A 22,987-nucleotide genomic window follows, 5' to 3' on the forward strand; every position below is an offset into this window, starting at 1 on the left:
AAAATTATATCGATAATTTCAAAGTTTATAAAACTAATTTTTGTTATAATCAGCCCAAATTTATGCTCTTAGGAAAATTTATGCCAAAACGAACAGATATTAAAAGCATTTTACTTATAGGAAGTGGTCCTATTGTGATAGGACAAGCTTGTGAATTTGATTATTCTGGAACTCAAGCCGCAAAGACTTTAAAAGAATTAGGATATCGTGTAGTATTAATCAACTCAAATCCTGCAACCATCATGACAGATCCCGAATTTGCAGATGCGACTTATATAGAACCCATAACAAAAGAAAGTATTTTAAGTATTATTAAAAAAGAAAAAATTGATGCAATTTTGCCAACTATGGGTGGACAAGTAGCGTTAAATGTTGCTATGGAAGTTTATGAAAGCGGACTTTTAGGAGATGTGAAATTTTTAGGCGCAAATCCTGAGGCGATTAAAAAAGGCGAAGATCGTCAGGTTTTTAAAGAATGTATGAAAAAAATTGGCATGGATTTGCCAAAATCGATGTATGCGTATAATTATGATGAAGCTTTAAAAGCTGTAGATGAAATTGGCTTTCCTTTGATGATCCGTGCTTCTTATACTTTAGGGGGTGCTGGAAGTGGCGTGGTTTACAATATGGACGAATTTAAAGAACTTGCCAATACTGCTTTAGCTTTATCACCTATCCATGAAATTTTGATTGAAGAAAGTTTGTTAGGTTGGAAAGAATATGAAATGGAAGTTATACGCGATAGAGCGGATAATTGTATCATAGTTTGTAGCATAGAAAATATCGATCCTATGGGAGTTCATACAGGAGATAGTATTACAATAGCTCCAGCATTAACTTTGACGGATAAAGAATATCAAGTTATGCGTAATGCTTCTTTTGCTATTTTGCGTGAAATTGGCGTAGATACAGGCGGAAGTAATGTGCAGTTTGCTATCAACCCAAAAAATGGAAGAATGATAGTTATAGAAATGAATCCAAGAGTTTCAAGATCAAGTGCTTTAGCTTCTAAGGCAACGGGCTATCCTATAGCAAAGGTTGCGACACTTTTGGCAGTAGGTTTTAGCTTAGATGAGATTAAAAATGATATTACAGGAACTCCTGCATCTTTTGAGCCTGTGATTGATTATATTGTAACAAAAATTCCTCGCTTTACCTTTGAAAAATTTCCAGGAGCAAACACAACTTTAGGTACAGCTATGAAAAGTGTGGGTGAGGTGATGGCTATAGGACGCACTTTTAAAGAAAGTATACAAAAAGCACTTTGTTCGCTTGAGCGTTCTTTAAGTGGTTTTGATAGAGTAAAATTTGAAGATAGAAATGATCTTGTTTTTAAAATTCGCAATGCCAATGAAAAGCGTTTACTTTATGTTGCTCAAGCTTTTAGGGAAGGTTTTAGCGTAGAAGAACTTTATGAGCTTTGTAAAATAGATCCTTGGTTTTTAACACAGATTAAAGAAATTGTAGATTTTGAAGAGCAAATTGATATGGATATTTTAAACAATAAAGCTCTTTTGAGAAAAGCAAAAACTATGGGCTTTTCAGACAAAATGATAGCTTTGCTTGTAAATTTGAAAGATAATTTAGAATTAAGCCAAAATGATATTTATTATGCAAGAATGAAGCAAAAAATCATCGCAGAATTTAGTGAAGTGGATACTTGTGCGGGTGAATTTGAAGCTTTAACTCCTTATCTTTATTCAAGTATCAATGTAAGCGAACTCACTCAAAGTAAAAACGATACTAAGGATAAAAAAGAAAAAAAAGTGATGATTATAGGTGGGGGGCCAAACCGCATAGGACAAGGTATAGAATTTGACTATGCTTGCGTACATGCTTCTTTTGCGCTTAAAGATATGGGTATTAAAACTATTATGTATAATTGTAATCCTGAAACCGTTTCGACTGACTATGATACAAGTGATATTTTGTATTTCGAGCCTATTGATTTCGAACATTTAAGAGCGGTGATTGAGCGTGAAAAACCTGATGGAGTGATTGTGCATTTTGGTGGACAAACTCCTTTGAAATTTGCTAAGCGTTTAAGTGCTTTTGGAGCTAAGATTATAGGTACTAGCTCAAGAGTAATTGATATGGCAGAAGATAGAAAGAAATTTGCCGAATTTATTACAAAGCTAGGTATCAATCAGCCAAAAAATTCTACTGCAACAAGCGTAGAAGAAGCGGTTTTTAAGGCTAGTGATATAGGGTATCCTGTGCTTATAAGACCAAGTTATGTTTTAGGTGGGCGTGCGATGCGCGTGGTAAATGATGAGGCTGAACTGAGACTCTATATGCAAGAAGCTGTGGATGTAAGCGATAAAAGCCCTGTTTTGATCGATCAGTTTTTAGACAATGCTACAGAAATTGATGTTGATGCGATTTGTGATGGCAAAGATGTTTATGTTGCAGGAATTATGGAGCACATAGAAGAAGCAGGAATTCATTCAGGTGACAGTGCTTGTTCTTTGCCGCCTTGCAATATCGATGAAAAAATGCAAGAATTTATTGCACAAAAAACCGCAGATATTGCTTTAAATTTGGGAGTTGTAGGGCTTTTAAATATACAATTTGCTTTACATAATCATGAGCTTTATATGATAGAGGTAAATCCTAGAGCTAGTCGTACCGTACCTTTTGTTAGTAAAGCTACGGGTATTCCTTTAGCAAAAGTGGCAACGCGTGTGATGTGGCAAGGAAATTTAAAAGAAGCTTTAAAATTTTATGATACTTTTAAAGTGGTTAATTTTGATACTAAAATTTTACGCCCTAAAACTCCAAAATATATGAGCGTGAAAGAAGCAGTATTTCCATTTGCAAAACTTAGTGGAAGTGATTTAGAATTAGGCCCTGAAATGCGTTCAACGGGTGAAGTTATGGGTATAAGCAAGGATTTTGCAAATTCTTATGCGAAAAGTCAAATTGCATCGTTTAATCATCTTCCAGAGCAAGGCGTGGTATTTATCTCCTTAAAAGATAAGGATAAAAAATATACCAAAAAAATCGCTGCAGAATATGTAAAGCTTGGCTTTAAGCTTATGGCAACAGGGGGAACTTGCAAGGAAATTTTAGAAAGTGGTTTTGAGTGCGAACTTGTACATAAAATTTCAGAAGGACGCCCCAATGTTGAAGATAAATTGAAAAATGGGGAAATTCACTTAGTTATCAATACAAGCGATAGTCACAGTTTTAAAGGCGATACGAAAAAAATTCGTGAAAATATTATTCGTTTTAAAATACCTTATTTTACAAATTTACGATCAGCTTTAGCAGGTGCAAAATCGATTAAAGCTATACAGAGTAAATCTTGCCTAGATGTAAAGAGTTTGCAAGAGTGGCTTAAATCTTGATTTATTTAGCTCAAACAGATACTACGGTAGGATTTTTAAGTAAAAATTTAGAAGAGATTAATGCTTTAAAAGGTAGAGATAAAAATCAGCCTTGCTTAATCACTTCTGCGAAATTTTGCGAGTTAAAAAGTTTAGCAAGAATTCCAAAATCTTTTAAAAATTTAGTACGTCGTTCTAAAAAAACAACTTTTATTTATCCCAATAATCAGGCCATTCGTATTGTGAAAGAGTGTAAACATGCGAATTTTTTAAGTAAAAATGGCTATTTTTATTCATCTTCGGCAAACAAGCATGGAAAAGAATTTGATGAAGAATGGGCTAGAAGTGTTGCCGATATAATACTTGATGAGAAATTTTTCGAAAATATCCCATCAAAAATATTAAAACTTTCAAAGAATAAAATGATAAAAATACGTTAATTAAAGAGCTTTTAAAATATCTTCAAAAGCAATACAAAATTGCTCTAGGCCATCACTTAATAAATCATTGCAAGCTTTTTCTCGTTCACTTTGAGAAATGATTTGATTAAGTTCTGTATAAATTTCAAAATTCATTAAAGGTTTTTTAAAATGCATTTTTCCTTTAAATGCCTCTATTGCATCAAGAGGAGCAGTATTAACAGAATTCTCAAAAAGAAGTTCTTTGATATAATAGTCTTTTGGCAGATCATCTCCTTTAACTCCGGTGCTTGCAAACAAGGCGCGAATATTAGGTTCATTTTTTGAGTAGATATTGTTATAAGCTAAATTTGCATTTAAAATTCCAATACGATTTTGCTCCTTAGCCTTAGGATTTAAAAGTCTATCAAAACGACTTACAAAAATACTTATAACAGCTTGTGGTGTTCTAGTGTTTTGTTCTTTTAAGGCTATATTGTTTTTTCTAAATTCGACTAAACCTGCATTTAAAGCTTCAAAACATTTTTGACTTTGTTCAAGAGAAAAAATTAAGGTAGCATTGACGCTAATACCATTTTTCATAAGTTCATACATTACTTCATAAGAAGCTTTTGTAGCTGGAATTTTAATCATTATATTTTCTTTGCCAATAGCACTATAAAGTCTTTTAGCTTCACCTAAACTAAGAGTTGTGTTATCATGAAGTCTTGGATCTATTTCAATACTTATAAATCCATCATTTTTTTGATAAAAAAGAGGAGCTAATTTATCAGCTGCTTTTTGAATATCAGAAATTGCTAATTCTTCATAAATATCTTTTGTTTTTTTTTCTTTTAATTTAAGAATTTTATCTTTATAAATTGGAGAATTTAAAATAGCATTTTTAAAAATAGCAGGATTTGAAGTAGCGCCATTAATTCCATGTGATAATAAATTTAAAAATTCATTATCTAAAAAACTATTTTCTATAAAATCACACCAAAGAGAAAAATTTTTCATTATATTACCTTTATTATTTCTTTTAAGTCTTTTATATCTATGCAAATATCAGCTTGAGAACGTAAAATTTCTTTAGCACAAAATGCAATCTTTAATCCACTTTCGTTAAACATTGCCAAATCATTTGCCCCATCGCCAACACACATCACTTCATCTGTTTTCAAATTTAAAAAGCTTTTTAATCGTTGTAGCATTAAGCCTTTTGAATTTGAAAACATCATTTCCCCACCAACTAGCCCTGTTAAAATGTCATTTTTATGATGCAGATAATTTGCAAAACCGAGGTTAATTCCAAGTTTTTGCATAGCAGGATTTATGCCTTCATGAAAACCACCGCTAAAAATAACAATTTGTATATTTTTAGATTTTAAATATTGGATAAGTTCATGTGCTCCACGCATTAGTGGAAGTGTGCTACTTAATTCTAAAACTTTTTTATAAGACATACCTTTTAAAAAGCTTACTCGTTTTTGAAGACTTTCGAAAAAATCAAGTTCTCCAGTCATAGCATGGCGGGTAATTTCGCTTGTTTGATTACCCTTGCCATGCGCTGTAGCTAAAATATCGATGGTTTCACCATCCATTAAAGTAGCATCAAAGTCAAAAACACAAAGTTTAATCATTAAAATTCGCGCTTAAGCAAAGCTTCTACTTTGAGTATAGTTAAGATATTTTCATCTCTTTTTCCTATACCATAAATCATACCTTTGTCTTTAACTAAAGTTTCAGGTGGTGGATCGATTCTGTTTCTGTGAATTTTAATTGCTTCAGTTAATCTATCTATAACAAAACCAGCATTTCCTCCAACTCCAGTTCCATTTGTCTCACCTCTTAAAACAATATATCTTGTTTGAGGTGTCATTTTAGAACTTCCTAAATGAAAGCGTTGAGCTAGATCAATGAGCGGCATAACATTACCACGCATATTAAAAACCCCTAGAACATAATCAGGTACACTAGGAACTCTAGTATATTCTATAGGTTTGATGATTTCTTGTATATTAAGAATTGGAATCGCATATTCCTCATCTCCAACTACAAAGCCAACAAGTTGGATGATATCATCTTCTCTTTGATCGACATCAGGACCAGCCATCTGAGTTTGCTGTTTTTGCAAAATTTGCTCTAATTTTTCATTACTCATATTCTTATCCTAGTTTCAAATTTTTTCTAACCACATTTTCCAAGTATTCTGGAGAATAAGGTTTAGTGATATATTCAGTCATACCCACTTCAACACCTCTTAAACGGTCAGTTTTACTTGTTCTTGAAGTAACTGCTATCAATGGTAAGTTGCGATATTTAGAATACTTTCTAATTTCACCAGCTAAGGTGTATCCATCCATTCTTGGCATTTCGATATCTATAAGCATTGCATCAATATCATGTTCGCCAGATTTTATAATATTCAATGCTTCAACACCATTTGTTGCTTCGATTAAACTAACTCCTAGCGGTTCTAAAGCTTTTTGCATTAAAGTTCTGTCCATTTTAGAATCATCTACAATTAAGACTTTATAATCACTTGGTTGTTCTTTAGGTTTTTTCGCACTTGATTCTAATTGCGCTTTAATATCAACTTTAATTTCTTTGGCCATATCCATCATAGCACCTACATCAATGATTAATGTCACCCTACCATCACCACGGATTGTAGCTCCTGCTATACCTTGGATATTTTGTAAATAATCACCCATGGATTTAATAACTATTTCTTCTTGTCCTACAAGAGTATCTACTATAATACCAAGCTTGCTTTCTGCTACCCCTATAACAACGACATAAGTTTGATCACCGCTTTCAAGGACTTGTTTAACTCCAAATACATCTGAAAGTCTCACAAGAGAAAGCACTTCATCTCTTAAGCGTAATACATTTTTACCTTCGATAGTATAGATATCATCAATTGGCACTCTAACTGTTTCAAGAACGCTTGCAAGTGGAATTGCATAGAATTCCTCTTGAGTTCCTACAAGTAAAGATTGAATGATTGCCAAGGTAAGAGGAATTTTAAGTTTAAATGAACTTCCTTTACCTAACTCACTATCAATTTCAATTACCCCATTAAGTTTTTCGATGTTGGTTTTAACAACATCCATTCCTACGCCACGACCTGAAACATTTGTTACTTTAGCCGCAGTTGAAAAACCAGGCTTGAAAATCAAAGCAAAAGCTTCTTTGTCTGTCATTTGATCTGCTTCTCTTTCGGTAATCAAATTTTTCTCTATAGCTTTTGCTTTTAAGCCATTTGGATCAAGTCCTTTACCGTCATCTGTAATTTCTACAACGATGTGATTGCCCTCATTATAAGCTTTAAGTTGGACTATACCTTTTTCAGGTTTTCCATTCGCTGCACGAGTTGCTGGATCCTCAACACCATGATCACATGAATTTCTAATCATATGCATGATAGGATCGCCAATTTCCTCTACGATAGATTTATCAAGTTCAGTTTCTTCACCTGTAATTTCAAGTTCTATTTGCTTTCCTAATTCACGACTTAAATCACGAACAACTCTTGGGAATTTATTGAAAACTTTTGCTATAGGTTGCATTCTTGTTTTCATCACAGCAAGCTGAACATCAGTTGTAATAATACTTAATTGACTTACAACCTGATTAAGTTCTTCAAGGAATTTTTCTCCTTCATAACGCTCTTCAACATCATCGTAAATTTTAAGCAAACGGTTTTTGCCTAAAACAAGCTCCCCAATTAGATTCATTAAGTGATCTAATCTTTTTACCTCCACGCGTATGGTTTGATCCATACTGCTAGCATTACTACCTGAAGCAGGAACTTTTTTCTCTCCACTTTCCGTAGGTTTATTTGCTGTATTGTTAGTCGGTTTAGGTGCCGCATTTGTTGTTTGTTTCTTTTGTGCGCGACGAGCTTGATCTTCAGCTTTTCTAACTTTTAAAAGTCTTTCTATTTCAGCTTCAACTTCAGAATCACTTAATTGATTAACATCTACTTCAGGTTCTGGAGTAGCTATTTCTTGTTTTGGTGCTTCTAGTTCTGCTTGTGGAGTAGATTTTTCATTTGAATCTGTTGCCACAACAGGAGACTCTCCCTCTGAAATAGCTGTTAATCTTGCGCAAATTGGTTCTATATCCATACCAATAGCAGTATCGTTGCCATTATCACGAATGGAATTAAGTAAAGTTTTCATTCTATCAATAGACTCTAAAACCACATCCATGATATCTGGAGTTATTTTTAACTCGCCATGTCTTGCTTTGTTTAAAACATCCTCCATGTGGTGAGTTAACTTTGTTAAAACATCAAAATTTAAGAAGCTTGATGATCCTTTAACCGTATGTGCAACACGGAAAATTCTATTTAATAATTCTAAATCTTCTGGATTTGATTCAAGCTCTACTAAATCATGGTCGATTTGCTCAACAAGCTCAAAAGCTTCAACCAAAAAGTCTTCAAGTATTTCTTGCATATCTTCCATATTTTACCCCTGTTCTTGAGATTGATGTTTTTTAATAACCTTTGCAATTTCATTGAAGAAATCGCTAGCGTTAAATTTGACAAGATAGCCTTCTCCACCAGCTTCTTGAACACCTTTCTCATTCATAAATTCATTTGATAAAGATGAGTTAAAGACTATAGGAATATCTTTAAATCTTGGATCTTCTTTAATGCGTGCAGCAAAGTGGAAACCATCCATTTGTGGCATTTCGACATCGCTTACTATAATTTTTAAAGTATCGTTTAAACTTTCACCATAAATTTGGCTTAATTCTTCTAATTTGTTTATGCCCTCTACGCCGTCCTTAGCTTCAACAACTTGAAAGCCCATCTGTTGCATCATTTCTTTGACGCGTTTTCTAGCAGTCATGCTGTCATCAAGTATAAGTGCTGTTCCAGTAAATTTTTCTATTTTTCCAAAATCTATATCTGTTTTTGGAGCGTAAATTCCTAAATCTTCAACAACACTTTCAAGATCTAAAATTAGCAACACTTCATCATTTTCAATGCGTGTTACACCTGTAATTTTACCTTTATCTAAAGCACCTGATCCTGTAGAAAAAGTTGCTGGTTCTATATCTTTCCAGTTTATTCTACGAATTCTTTTTGCTTCGTGAACTATAAAACCAATAAGAATATTGCTAAATTCAGTAATAATAACTCTAGGTTTTAGCATAGTGCTTTCTGGCTCAGTGATTTGCATCCATTTGGCAAGATTGACTACAGGTATAACCACTCCACGAAGATCAAAGATACCTTCGATGTAATCAGGTACACCTGGAAGTTCTGTAAGGCTTGGGATTTTTATAATCTCCCTTACCTTAGAAACATTTACACCATAAATTCCTTCATAGACTTTATCGTGCCCTTGCTTAAAGATACGGAAATCGACAAGCTCCATTTCATTTGAACCCGTTTTCACGATATTTTCATCAAACATTTTGACCCCTCAATTTCTGTTCTCGAAATTTGATTTCTTGCTGATATTCTACTACAAAAAAACTTCTCTTATATGCAAAACTAGCTAAGTTAAGATATTTAATGTTTTCTTTGTTGATTTGATGATTTTGATGATAGTGTCCTTCACATACCCAAAATCCTAAATTTTCATATTTTTTATATCTTTTTTTCGCTAAATTTTCAAAATCTTTTATTTGATAAAAAAGGTTTTTTTTGTTTTGATTTTGAAGAATTTTATTTGAAATAAAATTACGAGTAATAATATTTAAAAAATTCAAAAATACAAGCAAATAATGATTTCTTAATGTTTTCAGAGTAAATTGTAAAAGAGGTGGTAAAAAAATATCTCCGTGAGCTAATTTTATAAAAGCATTATTTAAAACAAGATTATTACCTTTACTTGTATGCAAATTAAGCTTTATGGGCTGCTCTTGTAAGTTAAAAATTTTTACCCTTTTAAAAAAACAAGAAAGATTAAAATCATGATTGCCTTCTAAGTAGATAATTTCAATTTTTAAGGCCAATTCTTCTAAAAGTTCTATGTAAGGTTTAGCAAATTCATGTGTAGCAGAGATTTCGCCTATAAGCAAATCGAAAATATCACCCATAAGTATGAGTTGAGGGGTGGAAATTTTACCTTTTTTTAAGGCTTGTAAAAATTCCCAAAATCCCTTTCTTTGTTCATTTTCATGAGCATCTGCGATTAAAATCGCTCCATTTTGTAGTAAAATTTTTTATCCTTAAAATTTCAAAGGCTCATAATTTATAGAAAGGATTTCAAATTCACTTTCACCTTTTGGCAAACGCACTTTAAAATCATCTCCTTCTTTTTTTCCAAGCATAGCTTTTGCTATTGGAGATGCGATGGAAATATAACCCTTATCTAAATTTCCTTCGCAAATTCCTACTAGAGTATATTTGCTTTCTTTTTCTGTATCCAAATCCATGATCACAACACTTGAACCAAATTTCACACTATCGTGTTCATAGCTCGAAGGATCGATTACTTGAGCTCTTGCTAGCAAGTCACTAAGCTCTGCAATACGACTTTCTATCAAAGCTTGCTTTTCTCTTGCAGCATGGTATTCAGCATTTTCTTTCAAATCCCCATGACTTCTTGCTGTATCGATTTCTATTACAACGGCAGGGCGTTGATTGTCTTTTAAATCTTTTAATTCTGCGGCTAACTTATCATAGCCAAATTGACTCATTGGTTCTTTTTGCATGATTTATCCTTTTATATTTCGTTTAGGATTTTTGCTAAATTTTTAGCACTTCCAAATTGTAAATATTCTTTTAAAAAATCAACTTTAGCAAAAAATGCCTTATAATCATATTTATTGTAAGCTTCATATAAATTTAAAACATTAACTTTATCTTGTAAAAATTCAGGATTTAAAGCTTCTTTTCCAGCGAAATCACAAAAAATATTTGCAAGTCCTATATGTTTTAATTTTACAAAAAGTTTTGCGATAAAAATATCGATAGCCTTTGCTTTATAAGCAAGAACAAAAGGAGTTCCCACTAAAGCTGCTTCTAAAGTAGCTGTTCCACTACAAATAAAGGCAAAATCAGCTTTTTTAAGCACTTTTGGAGTGTTACTTTCTATCTTAAATTCGCCAATATCACCATAAACTTCTAATTTTTCAAGATTAAATGAGGGAACGCAAAGAATTTTTTCACCCTTAAATTTTTGAGAAAGTTCTTTAAAAATAGGCATTAAACGCCTAATTTCACTACGCCTTGAACCTGGTAAAAAGGCTATAGTTTTTTCATCATCTTTTTTTGAAAATGTATGATTAATGTCTTCTTGATTTTTAAATTCTTTTATCTCATCTAAAAGCGGATGGCCTATATAGGTGCTTTTGTTAAAAAATTGATTATCAAAGGGCAAAATAGAAGCTAAAATATCAAAATGACTTTCTATGATAGGTATGCGACCTTTTTTCCACGCCCAAACTTGAGGCAAGATATAATAAATGCGTGGAATTTTACTGCCTGCTTTTTTTAAAGCTTTAGCAAAAGGTATGTTAAAAGCGGGTGAATCTATACATAAAATCCCATTTATTTTTTGAGTAAAGCTTAAATTTGCAAGTTCTTTGATCGCTTTTTTTGCTTTGAAAATCAAAGGTAAAACTTCTATAAAACCCATAGCACTAAATTCATGTGAGCTATAAAGTGGTTTAGAATTTAAATCAAATTCCTTACATAAACTCTCATCATAAATCCCATGAAGTTCAAATTCACCAAAATCTTTTTTATAAGCTTTTAAAACTTCTTTTAAATGCAAATTTGCTGAAGGTTCTAAAGCACAAACTAAAAAGGTTTTCAAAAAATTTCCTTATCAATATTTTAAACATTTTATCTTATTTTGGCTTAATTAAAAGAAGTTATGGAAGAATACACGCTAAAAAGCGTGTATGAAGATTTATTCTCTCCAGCCGTATTTTTTAAAAATTTCTTTAGCTTCCTTAGAACTTAAATAAGCAATAAAATCTTGTGTTTCTTTGCTCGCACCTTCTTTAGCTACCACATTAAAAGTTCTATAAACAACCAAATCTTTTTCTATAGCTACGGCAGTTCCTATATCAGGATTGCTTTTTGACCAGTCAATCCAAGTGATCCAAGCATCGGCTTGATCTTGTGTGAAAAGCTTTCTTGCACTTCCACTATTTGGAACAAAGGCCACGATATTGTTTCTAAAATTTTGTATGGTTTTTATATCTTGAGTTCTACCTATCATATCTTCCCAAACTCCAGTTCCAGAAGTATTGCTCTTTCCAGCACCTTCAGGCACAACGATTCTTACTTTTTTATTAGCCAAATCTTTTAAACCTTTGATTTTTAAAGGATTGCCTTTTTGAGTAAGTATGATGGCTTCTCTAAAATATAAAGGCTTGATTTTACTCACATTAAAATCTTTTCCAAAATCACTCGCTATAGCTAAAGCCGATTGATCTGAAGCGCCAAATAAAATATCTGCATCTTTTTTAGCCTTTTCAAACCAAGTCGCTTGAGGGCCAAAATTTACATTTACTTTAACGCCTGTTTTTTCGCTATATTTGTTTGCTATATCTTTTAAGGCCGTGTGTGGGCCACCTGGTCCGTAAAGGTTTACATCTGCATTTGCCATACTAAAAGCTAAGGCACATGCACCAAATAAAGTAATAATTTTTTTCATAGTATTTCCTTTTATGATAAATTTTTATTGATTGAAGGTAAGATTTTAGAAATTATATGTTAATAAATAGTTATAATGTAACAAAAATATTATTAAAATCTAACTTTTGCTTGGTATTTTTGCAAGCAAAAGTTAAAATTGTTATTGATGCTTCTTTCTAGCGCTAAAATGACATAAAGTAGAACAAAGTATACAAAGAATACAAGCACTAAGGAGCATGATAAGACCAGCATTCCAACTACCATAGTAATCCACAGCCCAACCTATGCTTTTGTTCCAAGTGAAGCGCCGACTACATAACTCATAAAGCCATGAAGTCCTACACAAGATCCTACTGCAAAAGCAGGAACGACTTCCATAGTTTGTATACTTGCTAAAAATTGTGGTATATAGACTAAACACCCCGCCATAGCTGCAAAGAAAATAACCATATAAAGATTATTTGAAGTAAAATATCCAATAATCATAAAGAAAATAATCACCATGGCGCCTATAGCAGGAGGCATTCTATAGCCTTTAAAAATTTTATCTGAAATATATCCTGCAAGTAAAGTAGAAGGTATAGCAGCCCATTCAAAAAGCCAAAAGGCAATACCTATTTGTTCTTTATTAAAGCCTTTTGTTTCTAGCAAGTAAATAGGAAGCCAAGAAATAAGCCCAAAACGCACCATATAAACAAAAGTATCCATCCAAGCCACATACCAAGCATTTTTGTTTTTAAGTACATAATGATAAAAAATTTCAAAACTGCTTAAATTTGGAGTTTCTATAGCTTTGATTTCTTCTGTTTTAATCCCTCGCATTTCATTGATTTCAGTAATATCAACCAAACCTTCATTTTTAGGATTTCCTTTAACTGCATAAAGCGCATAAAGACTAATGATAACTGCACAAGCAGCAGGAGTATAAAAATGATTCATGTGCCAATATGTTTCGTTAAAATTTGCCATACTCACACCCAATAATGCTGCTAAAGCAAAACCTGAAAGCGAAACTATAGGAGCAACTATCCCGCCTCCTATATTATGTGAGATATTCCAAACGGCCGTGTAAATTCCCCGCTCTTTTTTAGGATACCAGTTTGCAAGAGTGATAAAAGAAGGACCTACCCCCATACCTTGAAAAACCCCAAGCGCGATAACAAAACCTACATAAGCGTAAAAAGAATTTGAAAAACCAAGTAAAACATTTACAAGAGCACATAAAATAAGACCTAAAGCCATGTATTTTTTAGGACCAGCTTTGTCGCTTATAACGCTCATTGCACCCTTGCTAATCCCGTAAGCTATAAGCATTGAGCCTGTGATTGTTCCGATGTCTGATTTACTGAGATTAAGTTGATTTTGTATAAATGGAGTTGAAAGAGTGATATTATTTCGCACAAGATAATATCCCATATATCCTATAAAAACCCCACTTAAACTCCAATTTCTCATTTTGTAATATCTAGGTAAAATTTCCTAAAGAGGAAATTTAATAGCTTTTGCCTTAGGTTTGAAAAAATCAAACATATTTAAACCATCCTTACTAACTTTATATTTTTATAGTTTAAATAATGTTAATCGATATAAAATAAAAAAATAATTAAAAATAATACGAAATTTATATAATTTAAAAATTAAAATTTTATACTATGAAGCTTTAAAAAAATATGTTAAAATCCAGATTTTTATCTTTTGCAAGGAAGACAATGAAAGAAATTCTTATCACTAATGACGATGGTTATGAAAGCGAAGGACTTAAAAAACTCATTAAGATGTTAACAAAAGAATTTAAAGCCAAGATCACCATAGTAGCTCCTGCTAGTGAAAAATCAGCTTGTTCGCACTCTATAACCCTAACCAAACCTTTGCGTTTTGTTAAAGTGGGAAAAAGATTTTACAAACTTGATGATGGCACTCCAGCAGATTGTGTTTATCTTGCTTTGCATGCTTTATACAAAAAGCGTTTGCCTGATCTTGTAATAAGTGGGATTAATAAAGGTGCTAATGTAGGCGAGGATATTACCTACTCAGGAACTTGCGCAGGAGCTATGGAGGCGGTTTTACAAGGAATTCCTGCTATCGCTCTTTCTCAATTTTATAAAAAAAGCGAAAAAGAACTAGACTATAAAAATGCTTTACAAATTACCAAAAAAATCATTCAAAATATTTTTGATAAAGGTTTTCCTTTGGAAAAAAAAGAATTTTTAAATATCAATTTTCCTGCAAAATCAAAAATCAAAGGCATTAAAATTTGTAAAGCAGGCAAAAGGGTTTATAATTTTGAAGCCCATTCAAATGTCAATCCGAGAGGAGTAGAGTACTATTGGCTTGCAGCGGCGAATTTAGACTTTGAAGATGAGAAAAATAGCGATATTGCCTTACTTAAAAAAGGCTACGCTACAATAACACCTATAATGCTGGATCTTACAGCTTATGAAAGAATGAAAAAAGTTAAAAAATGGTTAAAGGCAAATGATGAATGATAGATTTACACGTATAAAATGGCTAGTTGGAGAAGAAAAATTTCAAAAAATTTCACAAACAAAAGTTTTGGTTTGCGGACTTGGTGGAGTGGGTGGAATTTGCGTTGATGCGCTTTATCGTAGTGGTTTTAAAAACCTTACTTTAATCGATGCGGATAAATTTGAAATCACTAATCAAAATCGCCAAATTCATAGCGAAAATATAGGCGAAGAAAAGGCTAAAGTATTTGAAAGAATTTATAAGGCTAAAGGTATAGTCAGCAAAATCGATGAAGATTTTTTAAAAAATTTTGATTTAAGCGAGTTTGATCTTATCATAGATGCCATTGATGATATCCCTGCAAAAGTAGCTTTGGCTCATCTTATAGATTTTAAAAAACAAATTTTTATCTCTTCAACAGGTGGAGCTAGAAAGCTTGATCCAACACGCATTAAAACTACAAGTATTTTTAAAACTCACGGCGATGCTTTAGCAAAAAAATTTCGTTACGAGCTTAGAAAATCAGGTTTTAAAGGAAATTTTGATGTGGTTTTTTCAGATGAGGAAGCGCATTGTAAAGATCTTGGATCTTTCATGGGTGTGACTGCATCTTTTGGTTTAGCTTTAGCAAGTTTAGCATTAAGAAAAGTTCTTGCTAGATAAGATTGAAATTTAAATATTTATCTTAGATAAATGAATTTATCTAAGATAGAAAAAATTACAAAAATAGTTAGATATTAGAAAATAGCTCCGTGTTTTTCATAATTTGTTATTTTTGTAGCAGTGTTATTTTCATCTACAAAGACAACTTTTGGTTTAAATGTTTTTGCTTCTTCTTCGTTAAAATCAGCATAAGACATAATGATCACTTTATCTCCTACTTCAGCAAGACGAGCCGCAGCGCCATTTAAGCATACAACCCCTTCTTCTTGCGTAGCGATGGTGTAGGTTTCAAATCTAGCGCCATTATTGACATTGACTACTTGAACTTTTTCGTATTCTAAAATTCCACTCGCTTGCAATAATTTTTCATCTATGCTTATGCTTCCTACATAATCAAGCCTAGCTTCTGTTACGTTTGCACGGTGTATTTTTGATTTGAGTAAAGTAATGTTCATTTTAATCCTTGTACTAAAAAATTATCAATGAGTCTTGTTTTTCCAACAAAAGCAGCCACTGCTCCTAAAACATTATCGGCGATATTTTTAATATTTTCCATAGTGTTAAAATCAACTAATTCTATATAATCGATTTTGATTAATTTTTCTTTTTCTAAAATATCTTTCATAGCTTGGATAATTTTGGAAGTATCTTTTTCTCCTTCTTGGACTAATTTTTCAGCTAAAAAAATGCTTTGAGATATAGCTAGTGACGCTTTTCTTTCTTCTTCGCTAAGATATACATTTCTAGAGCTTTTAGCTAAGCCATCTTCTTCTCTAATGATAGGACAAATTTGAATTTTTAAATCAAAATTTAAATCATCAACCATATGTCTAACGACTACGCATTGCTGCGCGTCTTTTTGCCCCATATAGACTATATCAGGGTTTAGGATATTAAAAAATTTAGCCAAAACTGTGCAAACGCCTCTAAAATGCCCCAGTCTTTTAGCTCCACAAAGCTTATCCGTGATCGTGTTCATATCCACATAGGTGCTAAAATTCTTAAGATACATTTGAGCTGCATCGGGGATAAAAACCATATCAACGCCATTATCTTGACACATTTTAATGTCGCGTTCTAAATCTCTTGGATAACTAGAAAAATCTTCATTAGGGCCAAATTGCATAGGATTTACAAAGATACTTACTATGACTTTATCTTGTGTTTTGGCATTTTTGACTAAACTTAAATGCCCATCGTGTAAAAAGCCCATGGTTGGAACATAGCCTATGCTAAGGTTATGTGATTTCCAATTTTTTACAATTTGTTTTGCTTCTTTGATAGAAGTAATGACTTCCATATTTGTATCCTTAGTATAATTTATCTAATAATTCATCATCTAAATAATCAAAGCTGTGCTCTTCGGAAGGAAAAATACCGCTTTTAACTTCATCTCTATATTTTTCAACTCCTACTTGAGGGTCAATTTTATCAAAATGCTTTACAAATTTTGCTTTAAAATCTTTATTTAAACCTAAAAGATCATGATAAACTAAAACTTGTCCATCGCAGTATTTACCTGAACCTATGCCGATTGTTGGAATTTCTAAAATAGAGCTTATTTTTTGTGCTAATTTTACAGGTACGCATTCTAAAACCAACATACAAGCACCCGCATCTTGCACAGCTTTTGCATCATCTATGATTTTTTGAGCCGATTGTAAATCTTTACCTTGAACTCTATATCCACCTAGCATATTTACAGCTTGTGGGGTTAGTCCTAGGTGAGCAACGACGGGTATTCCTGATTGGGAAATTAATTTAATCTTGCTTGCGATTTCTATACCCCCTTCCACTTTTACCCCATTTGCATGGCTTTCTTTGATAAATCTTGAGGCATTTAAGATAGCGTCACGATCCGAGCTTTGATAAGACATGAAAGGCATATCCGCAAGTACGAAAGACTTTTTAGCTCCGCGAGAAACAGCTTTGGTAAAGATCAACATTTCATCCATGGTCACACTTAAAGTATCTTGCATGCCAAGCACTGTCATAGCTAATGAATCTCCAACCAATATGATATCTATATCGCAATTATCTAGAATTTTTGCACTATGGTAGTCATAGGCACTTACCATGGTTATTTTTTCATTTTTACCTTTTTTTTCCAAAAAACTAAGAATACTTTTTCTCATTTAAAATACCTCGTTTAGCTATAAAATAGTAAGCAAAAAACTAGCATATAAATTTTCATAAATAGTAAATAAACGATAAAACAAAATATATTTAATTAATGGATTGTTTTAATGGTTATAATTTTGGAAAATTTCTATAGAAAAATTAAATTTTTACTTTTGTTTATCAGGTTTTCCTACGATGATAGGGTTAAAGGCTTTTATGGATAGTAAAAGCGTATCGCCGATTTTTACATTTTTATAAGTTCTTAAAAATTCTTCTTCGCTAAGTGTGATTTTAACGATATCTTGATTTAAAAGTAGGGTAAAAATCATCAAAATATCACTTTTTTTAATCTCAAGCAAAGTTGCACTTAAACGCAGTTTCGCACTTAAATTTGATGAGGTAAAAAATTCATTTGTTCTTGCATCTTTGATGATTTTTCCATCACTAAGCTCTAAAATTCTATGACTTAATTTGTAAATTTCAGCCAAATCGTGACTTACCAATAAAGTAGTGATTTTAAAATGTTGTAAAATTTTCACAAGCTCATCTTGCAAAAAAGATCGCATTTTAAAGTCTAATGCACTCAAAGGCTCATCTAAAAGTAAAATTTGCGGTTCTCTCGCTAAAGCCCTTGCTAAAGCCACTCTTTGTGCTTGTCCACCGCTTAAATTTTTGGGATAAATTTTGGCTAAATTTTCTAAATTCATTAAGCTTAAAAGCTCTTCTACTTTTTGTTTTGAAGTCGCAGCGTAAGAAATGTTTTCTTTTACGCTCATATTTGGAAAAAGAGCATAATCTTGAAAAACAAAGCCAATTTTTCTTTTTTGTATGGCTAAATTGATATTTTTTTGGGTATCAAGCCAAAGCTCATCTCCTACTTCTATGCGCCCAAATTCAGGTTTTATAAGTCCTGCAATGATTTTAAGTAGAGTCGTTTTTCCCGCACCGCTTTCTCCAAAAATAGCAGTGATTTCATTTGCTTTTAGGCAAGTGTTTAATTCTAGTTGCTTCTTGCCTTTTGCTGTGTTAATGGGAAGTTTTATATCGATTTTTATCATAAAATTGGCCTATAGAGCGATTTTTTTGTTCACAAAATAAAGACTTAAGAGTATGGCAAAAGAAATCGCAAATAAAGTAAAAGCGTATTGATGTGCTAAGGTATAGTTTAAAACTTCAAGCTCATCATAAATAGCAATACTTGCGACCAAAGTTTCACCTTTTTTGTGTCCACCTATCATCATCACCACTCCAAATTCACCAATGGTGTGTGCAAAACTCATCGCGCAAGCACTAAAAATCCCTACTTTAGAATTGGGTAAAATCACTCTAAAAAGTGTATAAATTTTACCCTTTCCTAGAGCATAAGAAGCATCAAGTAGGTTTTGATTGATTGATGAAAAAGCACTTTGTAAAGGATTTACCATAAAGGGCAGAGAAAAAATCAAAGAAGCAAATACTAAACCTTCAAAGCTAAAAACCAAAGAAAGGTTAAAATATTCTTTTAAAAATTGTCCTAAAAAGCTGTTTTGTGAAAAGCTTATGAGTAAATAAAATCCCAAAACACTTGGAGGCAAAACCAAGGGCAAAGCTACAAAGGTTTGCACCAAGCTTTTAAAAGGAAATTTCACAAAGCTTAAAAGATAGGCTAAAAATACTCCGATGAAAAAGAGTATAAAGGTAGTGATAAATGCAAGTTTAAAGGTAAGATAAAGGGTTTGTAAAAAATCATTATCCATAAATAGCCTTTAAAATGATATCGTTTTCCTTGACAAAGCAAAGCCATTCTTGTCCTTCTTCGAGCTTAAGCTCTAAGGCTTTTTCTTTAGCGATAATGCTAGAAATTTCATCACCCTCAAAATCAAAAAAGATATGATATAGAATTTTGCCCTTTTTAATACTTTTAATCCTTGCTAGAAATGAATTTTCCACACTTAAAATAGAATGAGGCAAGGCAAAGCCAAGTTCGTGTTCTTTAAAAAGCACTTGAATTTTTGTACCTATTTTAAGATCTTGCAAAGAATGAAGATCAAGCATTAAAACTTTAAAAATATGCTCTTTAATACTGATCTTAACGATGACAATCTCACCCTCATTTAAAAGCTCTATAATCTTGCCATTTAAGATATTCAAGGTGTGTCAAATCCGTATTTTTTAAAGATTTCTTTTGCTTTTTGTGAGCTGATAAAATCGCTAAATTCAAAGGCTAATTTTTTATCTTTAGCGTATCTTGTGATGACATAGCTTTGTTTTAAAGGGGTGAAGTATTTTTGATCGATTAAAATAGCTTTGCCCTTAGGATGATTGATAGAAGATACTAAAGAATAAGCCACAATACCCAAATCCGCATTATTGCTATCGACATGTAAAACGGGCACGGAGATATTTTCACCTAAAACAATTTTATCTTCAAAGAGTTTGTCTAATTTTAAATTTTCAAGTACTTCTTTAGCAGCTACTCCATAAGGAGCAACTTTTGGATTTGCAAGGCTTAGGTGATGAATTTTATTTGCTTTATCTTTTAGCTTTTCTATCCCACCTTCAAGTAAGCTTTCATCTAAGCTATATAAGGCTAAGATACCTAAAACATAAACTTTTGGTTTATCTAAAGCGTTTTGATCCTCATAAATTGCTTGCGCGTATTTTGTATCGGCTGAAAAAAATAGATCAAATTCTCTCCCTTGTTTCAAAAGTTGATAATACTTTCCCGAAGCACCAAAAACAAGATCTATATTGTCATTAGGGTGTGATTTTAAAAATTCATTTTTGACCTCTTCCATAGCTTTTGAAGCCGAAGAAGCTACGAAAACACTTAAATTTTGTGCATTTAAATTTAAAGATAAAAACAACACTATAAAACATAACACGAGCTTTTTCATTGCACTTTCCTTTGTCGATAATCTTGATTTTTTGTATTATAACATAAGAAATTTTATTTTGTATCTTTTTTGCATAAAATAAATACAGGATGATAAGTGAGTTTGTTTTGAAATTTTTCTTCAAATTCTTTTAAAAAGCTTTTATTTAAAGGATAAAAACCTAAAGAATTTACCCCGCTTAATTTTAAATGCCTAAAAACATCTAAAGCATTATCAAAACTTAATTTTATGAGTTCTTGGGTAATTTTTACCTCATTAAAATAGATTTTAAAAATTTGCTCTAATTCATTTAAGCTAAAATAATTTAAACCAAAACCTGTACTTTGCTTGATTTCTTTTAAATTTTGTTCTGCAAAAGTAGAAAGAAGTAAAATCCCATTTTTATTTAGCATATTTGCTAGCGTGGGCAAAACCTGCTTTAAATCAAGCCATTGCAAACTTGCATTAGAAGTGATAAGATCAAATTTTTGCTTGCTTAAATTCTGTGTAGCTAGGGTATTCATATCAAAAATTTCTACATTAAGATTATCAGGATAATCCAAAATATCATTTTTTAAATATTCATCAAAAGTGATAATTTTTGAAAGTTTGTCGCTAAATTCGCCCCTGCCACAACCAAATTCAAACACTTTTTTAAAATGCGAAATTTCTAAATTTTTTAAAATTTCACAAAGTTTTAAGCCCATTAAATCTTGCACTTTTGCGTGTTTTTGATAATCTTTTGCTTTTAAAAAATTCAAATTTCATCCCAAGTTTTAAAATGAAAAAAAGAAAAATGCGGCTCATCTAAAAAAATAAGCTTTGAAAAAGTATTTTTTAAAGCATTTTGAGGAAAAATTTCATCATGATTGCTTGAGTAAATTTTATCCCAAATAAAGCTTTCATTACGCTCTTTTAAGGCAAATTCGAAAAGTTTTTCAAGCTCGGTTTTTAAATCTTTTTCATCTTTAAAGATAAAATCTTTTGCTTCATTTTCGCGCTCTTTAAATAAAGATTTTTTAAAAGCTGTAAGATCAAATTTTTTAATTTGCTTAGCAAAAATTGCAGGATGAATTCCTTTTAATTTATCTATACCAAAAGGAGTACCATTGATAGCTATTTTTTGCGAAAACTCTATATTTTTTAAAACTCTACTTGCCACGCAAACTCCCATAGAAAAAGCTATGAGAGTGATTTTAGAAAAAGAGTTTAAATCAAATTTAAAGTCTAAATTTTCATAATCATAAACCAAAACTACATTTTTATCGCTTTTTAAATGTGCAAAATGACTAGGATGTGAAGCAAAACCACCAAATACCAAGATAAGTTCTTGTGAGTTTTCATTTTGAATTAAATTGCTTATTTTCATAAAAGTTCTACCACTTTCTTTAAGTCTTCTTTGCTAAGTCCTGCATGCAAAGAAAAACGAATTCTAGCTGTATTTTTAGGCACAGTAGGTTCTTTTATAGCGGGTGCAAAAATGCCATTTACTTCAAGTTTTTTTGCTAATTCTATAGCCTTTTGATTTTCTCCTAAAACCAAGGAGATGATGTAAGCATCGCCTAAAATTTGATGACTTTTTTCTATGAGTTGATTTTTAAAAAAATTGCCTATGATTTGTAGTTTTTCTCTTTTTTCTTTTAGTTCGCTCATTTTTTCAAAAATAAATTTTGTCCAAGCTATATTGATAGGAGGCAATGCTGTAGAATAAATAAAAGCTCTAGCCTTGTTGATAAAAAAGCTTTTATAAAGATTATTACAAATCATACAAGCACCCATAGAAGCAAGAGCCTTGCCAAAGGTAAAAACTATAAAATCAACCTTTTCTTCCAAATTTAAAGCTTTAACAAGTCCCAAGCCCTCCTCATCAAAGCAACCCACGCTGTGTGCTTCATCGATATAAAGTTTGATTTTAGGGTATTTTTCTTTAAAGGCAATGAGTGTATTAAAATCAGAAAAATCACCATCCATGCTAAATAACGCTTCGCTTAAAATGATGATATTTTCATAATGATCATAATGTTTTTGAATTAAATTTTCTAAATGATTCATATCGTTATGATAAAAGCGAAAAAATTTTGCTCCGCCAAGTTTTAGTCCATCAATCATACTTGCATGGATGAATTTATCTGCTAAAAAAAGTGTGTTTGAAATGCTTGCAAGTGCAGCTATACAAGAGATATTAAGATGATAACCGCTGTTAAAATGTAAAATTTCTTTTTCTTTAAATTTGGATTTTAAAAAGCTTTCTAATTCTTCATAAATTGTAAAATTTCCACTCAAGCTTCTTGAACTTGAACTTGAAAAAAATAAGTCTTGTTCTTTGATATTATCTAAAAATTCATCTTTTAAAGATTTGCAAAAGCTTAAATTTAAATAATCATTCCCCGCTAAATTTAAAAGCTTTTTACCCTCTTTAAAAACAAAATTTCCTTCATGTTTAAGGCTTGTAAGTTTTCTAAGATTATGGTTTTTTTCAAGGGTTTCTAAGATATTTTTAAGGCTCATTTTTTTCCTAAAATTCAGAAATTTAAA

24 protein-coding genes are annotated in these 22,987 nt (G+C 31.8%); 4 read left to right on the forward strand and 20 right to left on the reverse strand.

Going from position 1 to position 22,987, the window contains the following annotated elements:
- Window positions 1-80: 80 nt before the first annotated feature.
- Window positions 81-3,350: a carbamoyl-phosphate synthase large subunit gene (carB, locus tag OT390_RS01555; RefSeq protein ID WP_061099737.1), complete on the forward strand. Its 3,270-nt coding sequence runs from the start codon at window positions 81-83 to the stop codon at window positions 3,348-3,350.
- Window positions 3,347-3,769, forward strand: a complete 423-nt coding sequence (locus OT390_RS01560) for a hypothetical protein (RefSeq protein WP_002851686.1) — start codon at window positions 3,347-3,349, stop codon at window positions 3,767-3,769. The genes carB and OT390_RS01560 overlap by 4 nt, the downstream gene beginning before the upstream one ends.
- On the opposite strand, the gene OT390_RS01565 is transcribed toward OT390_RS01560, so the two are convergent.
- The 10 genes from OT390_RS01565 to OT390_RS01610 all read right to left on the reverse strand — a co-directional run bounded on the left by OT390_RS01565 (window position 3,770) and on the right by OT390_RS01610 (window position 13,802).
- Window positions 3,770-4,747, reverse strand: coding sequence for a transaldolase (locus OT390_RS01565; RefSeq protein ID WP_002851728.1), 978 nt, complete (start codon window positions 4,745-4,747; stop codon window positions 3,770-3,772).
- Window positions 4,747-5,370, reverse strand: coding sequence for a phosphoserine phosphatase SerB (serB, locus tag OT390_RS01570; protein WP_002851598.1), 624 nt, complete (start codon window positions 5,368-5,370; stop codon window positions 4,747-4,749). The genes OT390_RS01565 and serB overlap by 1 nt, the downstream gene beginning before the upstream one ends.
- A complete protein-coding gene (locus OT390_RS01575) occupies window positions 5,370-5,891 on the reverse strand; it encodes a chemotaxis protein CheW (RefSeq protein ID WP_002826355.1) in 522 nt (173 codons plus the stop codon). The genes serB and OT390_RS01575 overlap by 1 nt, the downstream gene beginning before the upstream one ends.
- Before the next feature lie 4 nt (window positions 5,892-5,895).
- Window positions 5,896-8,205 (reverse strand): chemotaxis protein CheW, encoded by a 2,310-nt coding sequence (locus OT390_RS01580; RefSeq protein WP_002859840.1) that lies wholly within the window; start codon window positions 8,203-8,205, stop codon window positions 5,896-5,898.
- Between the two features lie 3 nt (window positions 8,206-8,208).
- A complete protein-coding gene (locus tag OT390_RS01585; protein WP_002851778.1) occupies window positions 8,209-9,165 on the reverse strand; it encodes a chemotaxis protein in 957 nt (318 codons plus the stop codon).
- The gene (locus OT390_RS01590; RefSeq protein WP_323469422.1) at window positions 9,158-9,916 is read right to left on the reverse strand and encodes a UDP-2,3-diacylglucosamine diphosphatase; all 759 of its coding nucleotides are present in this window, start codon (window positions 9,914-9,916) and stop codon (window positions 9,158-9,160) included. Before OT390_RS01590 ends, OT390_RS01585 begins: the two co-directional genes overlap by 8 nt.
- A 9-nt stretch (window positions 9,917-9,925) precedes the next feature.
- The gene (gene greA, locus OT390_RS01595; RefSeq protein ID WP_002858660.1) at window positions 9,926-10,411 is read right to left on the reverse strand and encodes a transcription elongation factor GreA; all 486 of its coding nucleotides are present in this window, start codon (window positions 10,409-10,411) and stop codon (window positions 9,926-9,928) included.
- An 11-nt stretch (window positions 10,412-10,422) separates the two neighbouring features.
- A complete protein-coding gene (lpxB, locus tag OT390_RS01600; protein WP_032587330.1) occupies window positions 10,423-11,517 on the reverse strand; it encodes a lipid-A-disaccharide synthase in 1,095 nt (364 codons plus the stop codon).
- A gap of 96 nt (window positions 11,518-11,613) precedes the next feature.
- Window positions 11,614-12,366 carry an AcfC family glycoprotein adhesin PEB3 gene (gene peb3 / locus OT390_RS01605; RefSeq protein ID WP_002860324.1) on the reverse strand — a complete coding sequence of 251 codons (753 nt, stop codon included), beginning with the start codon at window positions 12,364-12,366 and terminating at the stop codon, window positions 11,614-11,616.
- A 263-nt stretch (window positions 12,367-12,629) separates the two neighbouring features.
- Complete coding sequence (locus OT390_RS01610; RefSeq protein WP_406611502.1) at window positions 12,630-13,802, reverse strand: MFS transporter; 1,173 nt, start codon at window positions 13,800-13,802, stop codon at window positions 12,630-12,632.
- Window positions 13,803-14,056: 254 nt separating this feature from the next.
- On the opposite strand from OT390_RS01610, the gene surE reads away from it, so the two are divergent.
- Together surE and OT390_RS01620 are read left to right on the forward strand one after the other, a co-directional pair.
- A complete protein-coding gene (gene surE, locus OT390_RS01615; protein WP_002854555.1) occupies window positions 14,057-14,833 on the forward strand; it encodes a 5'/3'-nucleotidase SurE in 777 nt (258 codons plus the stop codon).
- Window positions 14,823-15,476, forward strand: coding sequence for a ThiF family adenylyltransferase (locus OT390_RS01620; RefSeq protein ID WP_074468948.1), 654 nt, complete (start codon window positions 14,823-14,825; stop codon window positions 15,474-15,476). The genes surE and OT390_RS01620 overlap by 11 nt, the downstream gene beginning before the upstream one ends.
- A gap of 74 nt (window positions 15,477-15,550) precedes the next feature.
- Here the strand turns inward: OT390_RS01620 and panD are convergent, their stop codons facing one another.
- The 10 genes from panD to OT390_RS01670 all read right to left on the reverse strand — a co-directional run bounded on the left by panD (window position 15,551) and on the right by OT390_RS01670 (window position 22,960).
- Window positions 15,551-15,931, reverse strand: a complete 381-nt coding sequence (gene panD / locus OT390_RS01625; protein WP_002854245.1) for an aspartate 1-decarboxylase — start codon at window positions 15,929-15,931, stop codon at window positions 15,551-15,553.
- A complete protein-coding gene (panC, locus tag OT390_RS01630; protein WP_002867741.1) occupies window positions 15,928-16,776 on the reverse strand; it encodes a pantoate--beta-alanine ligase in 849 nt (282 codons plus the stop codon). Before panC ends, panD begins: the two co-directional genes overlap by 4 nt.
- 10 nt (window positions 16,777-16,786) lie before the next feature.
- Entirely contained in the window at window positions 16,787-17,611 is an 825-nt protein-coding gene (gene panB, locus OT390_RS01635) for a 3-methyl-2-oxobutanoate hydroxymethyltransferase (protein ID WP_002854572.1), read from the reverse strand.
- 153 nt (window positions 17,612-17,764) lie between these two features.
- A complete protein-coding gene (locus OT390_RS01640; RefSeq protein ID WP_032587332.1) occupies window positions 17,765-18,655 on the reverse strand; it encodes a sulfate/molybdate ABC transporter ATP-binding protein in 891 nt (296 codons plus the stop codon).
- A 9-nt stretch (window positions 18,656-18,664) separates the two neighbouring features.
- Complete coding sequence (modB, locus tag OT390_RS01645) at window positions 18,665-19,333, reverse strand: molybdate ABC transporter permease subunit (protein ID WP_002854336.1); 669 nt, start codon at window positions 19,331-19,333, stop codon at window positions 18,665-18,667.
- Entirely contained in the window at window positions 19,326-19,727 is a 402-nt protein-coding gene (locus tag OT390_RS01650) for a molybdopterin-binding protein (protein ID WP_002787993.1), read from the reverse strand. Before OT390_RS01650 ends, modB begins: the two co-directional genes overlap by 8 nt.
- Window positions 19,724-20,473 carry a molybdate ABC transporter substrate-binding protein gene (gene modA / locus OT390_RS01655; RefSeq protein ID WP_052800335.1) on the reverse strand — a complete coding sequence of 250 codons (750 nt, stop codon included), beginning with the start codon at window positions 20,471-20,473 and terminating at the stop codon, window positions 19,724-19,726. Before modA ends, OT390_RS01650 begins: the two co-directional genes overlap by 4 nt.
- Before the next feature lie 53 nt (window positions 20,474-20,526).
- On the reverse strand, window positions 20,527-21,213 hold the full coding sequence (gene bioC, locus OT390_RS01660; protein ID WP_061099739.1) for a malonyl-ACP O-methyltransferase BioC: 687 nt from the start codon (window positions 21,211-21,213) through the stop codon (window positions 20,527-20,529).
- The gene (locus OT390_RS01665; RefSeq protein ID WP_406611503.1) at window positions 21,210-21,821 is read right to left on the reverse strand and encodes a pimeloyl-ACP methyl esterase BioG family protein; all 612 of its coding nucleotides are present in this window, start codon (window positions 21,819-21,821) and stop codon (window positions 21,210-21,212) included. Before OT390_RS01665 ends, bioC begins: the two co-directional genes overlap by 4 nt.
- Window positions 21,818-22,960, reverse strand: coding sequence for a pyridoxal phosphate-dependent aminotransferase family protein (locus OT390_RS01670; protein WP_052800333.1), 1,143 nt, complete (start codon window positions 22,958-22,960; stop codon window positions 21,818-21,820). Before OT390_RS01670 ends, OT390_RS01665 begins: the two co-directional genes overlap by 4 nt.
- Between the last annotated feature and the right edge of the window lie 27 nt (window positions 22,961-22,987).

The sequence above is a fragment of the Campylobacter sp. CFSAN122748 genome (genome assembly GCF_045277125.1).
Classification (GTDB): domain Bacteria; phylum Campylobacterota; class Campylobacteria; order Campylobacterales; family Campylobacteraceae; genus Campylobacter_D; species Campylobacter_D jejuni.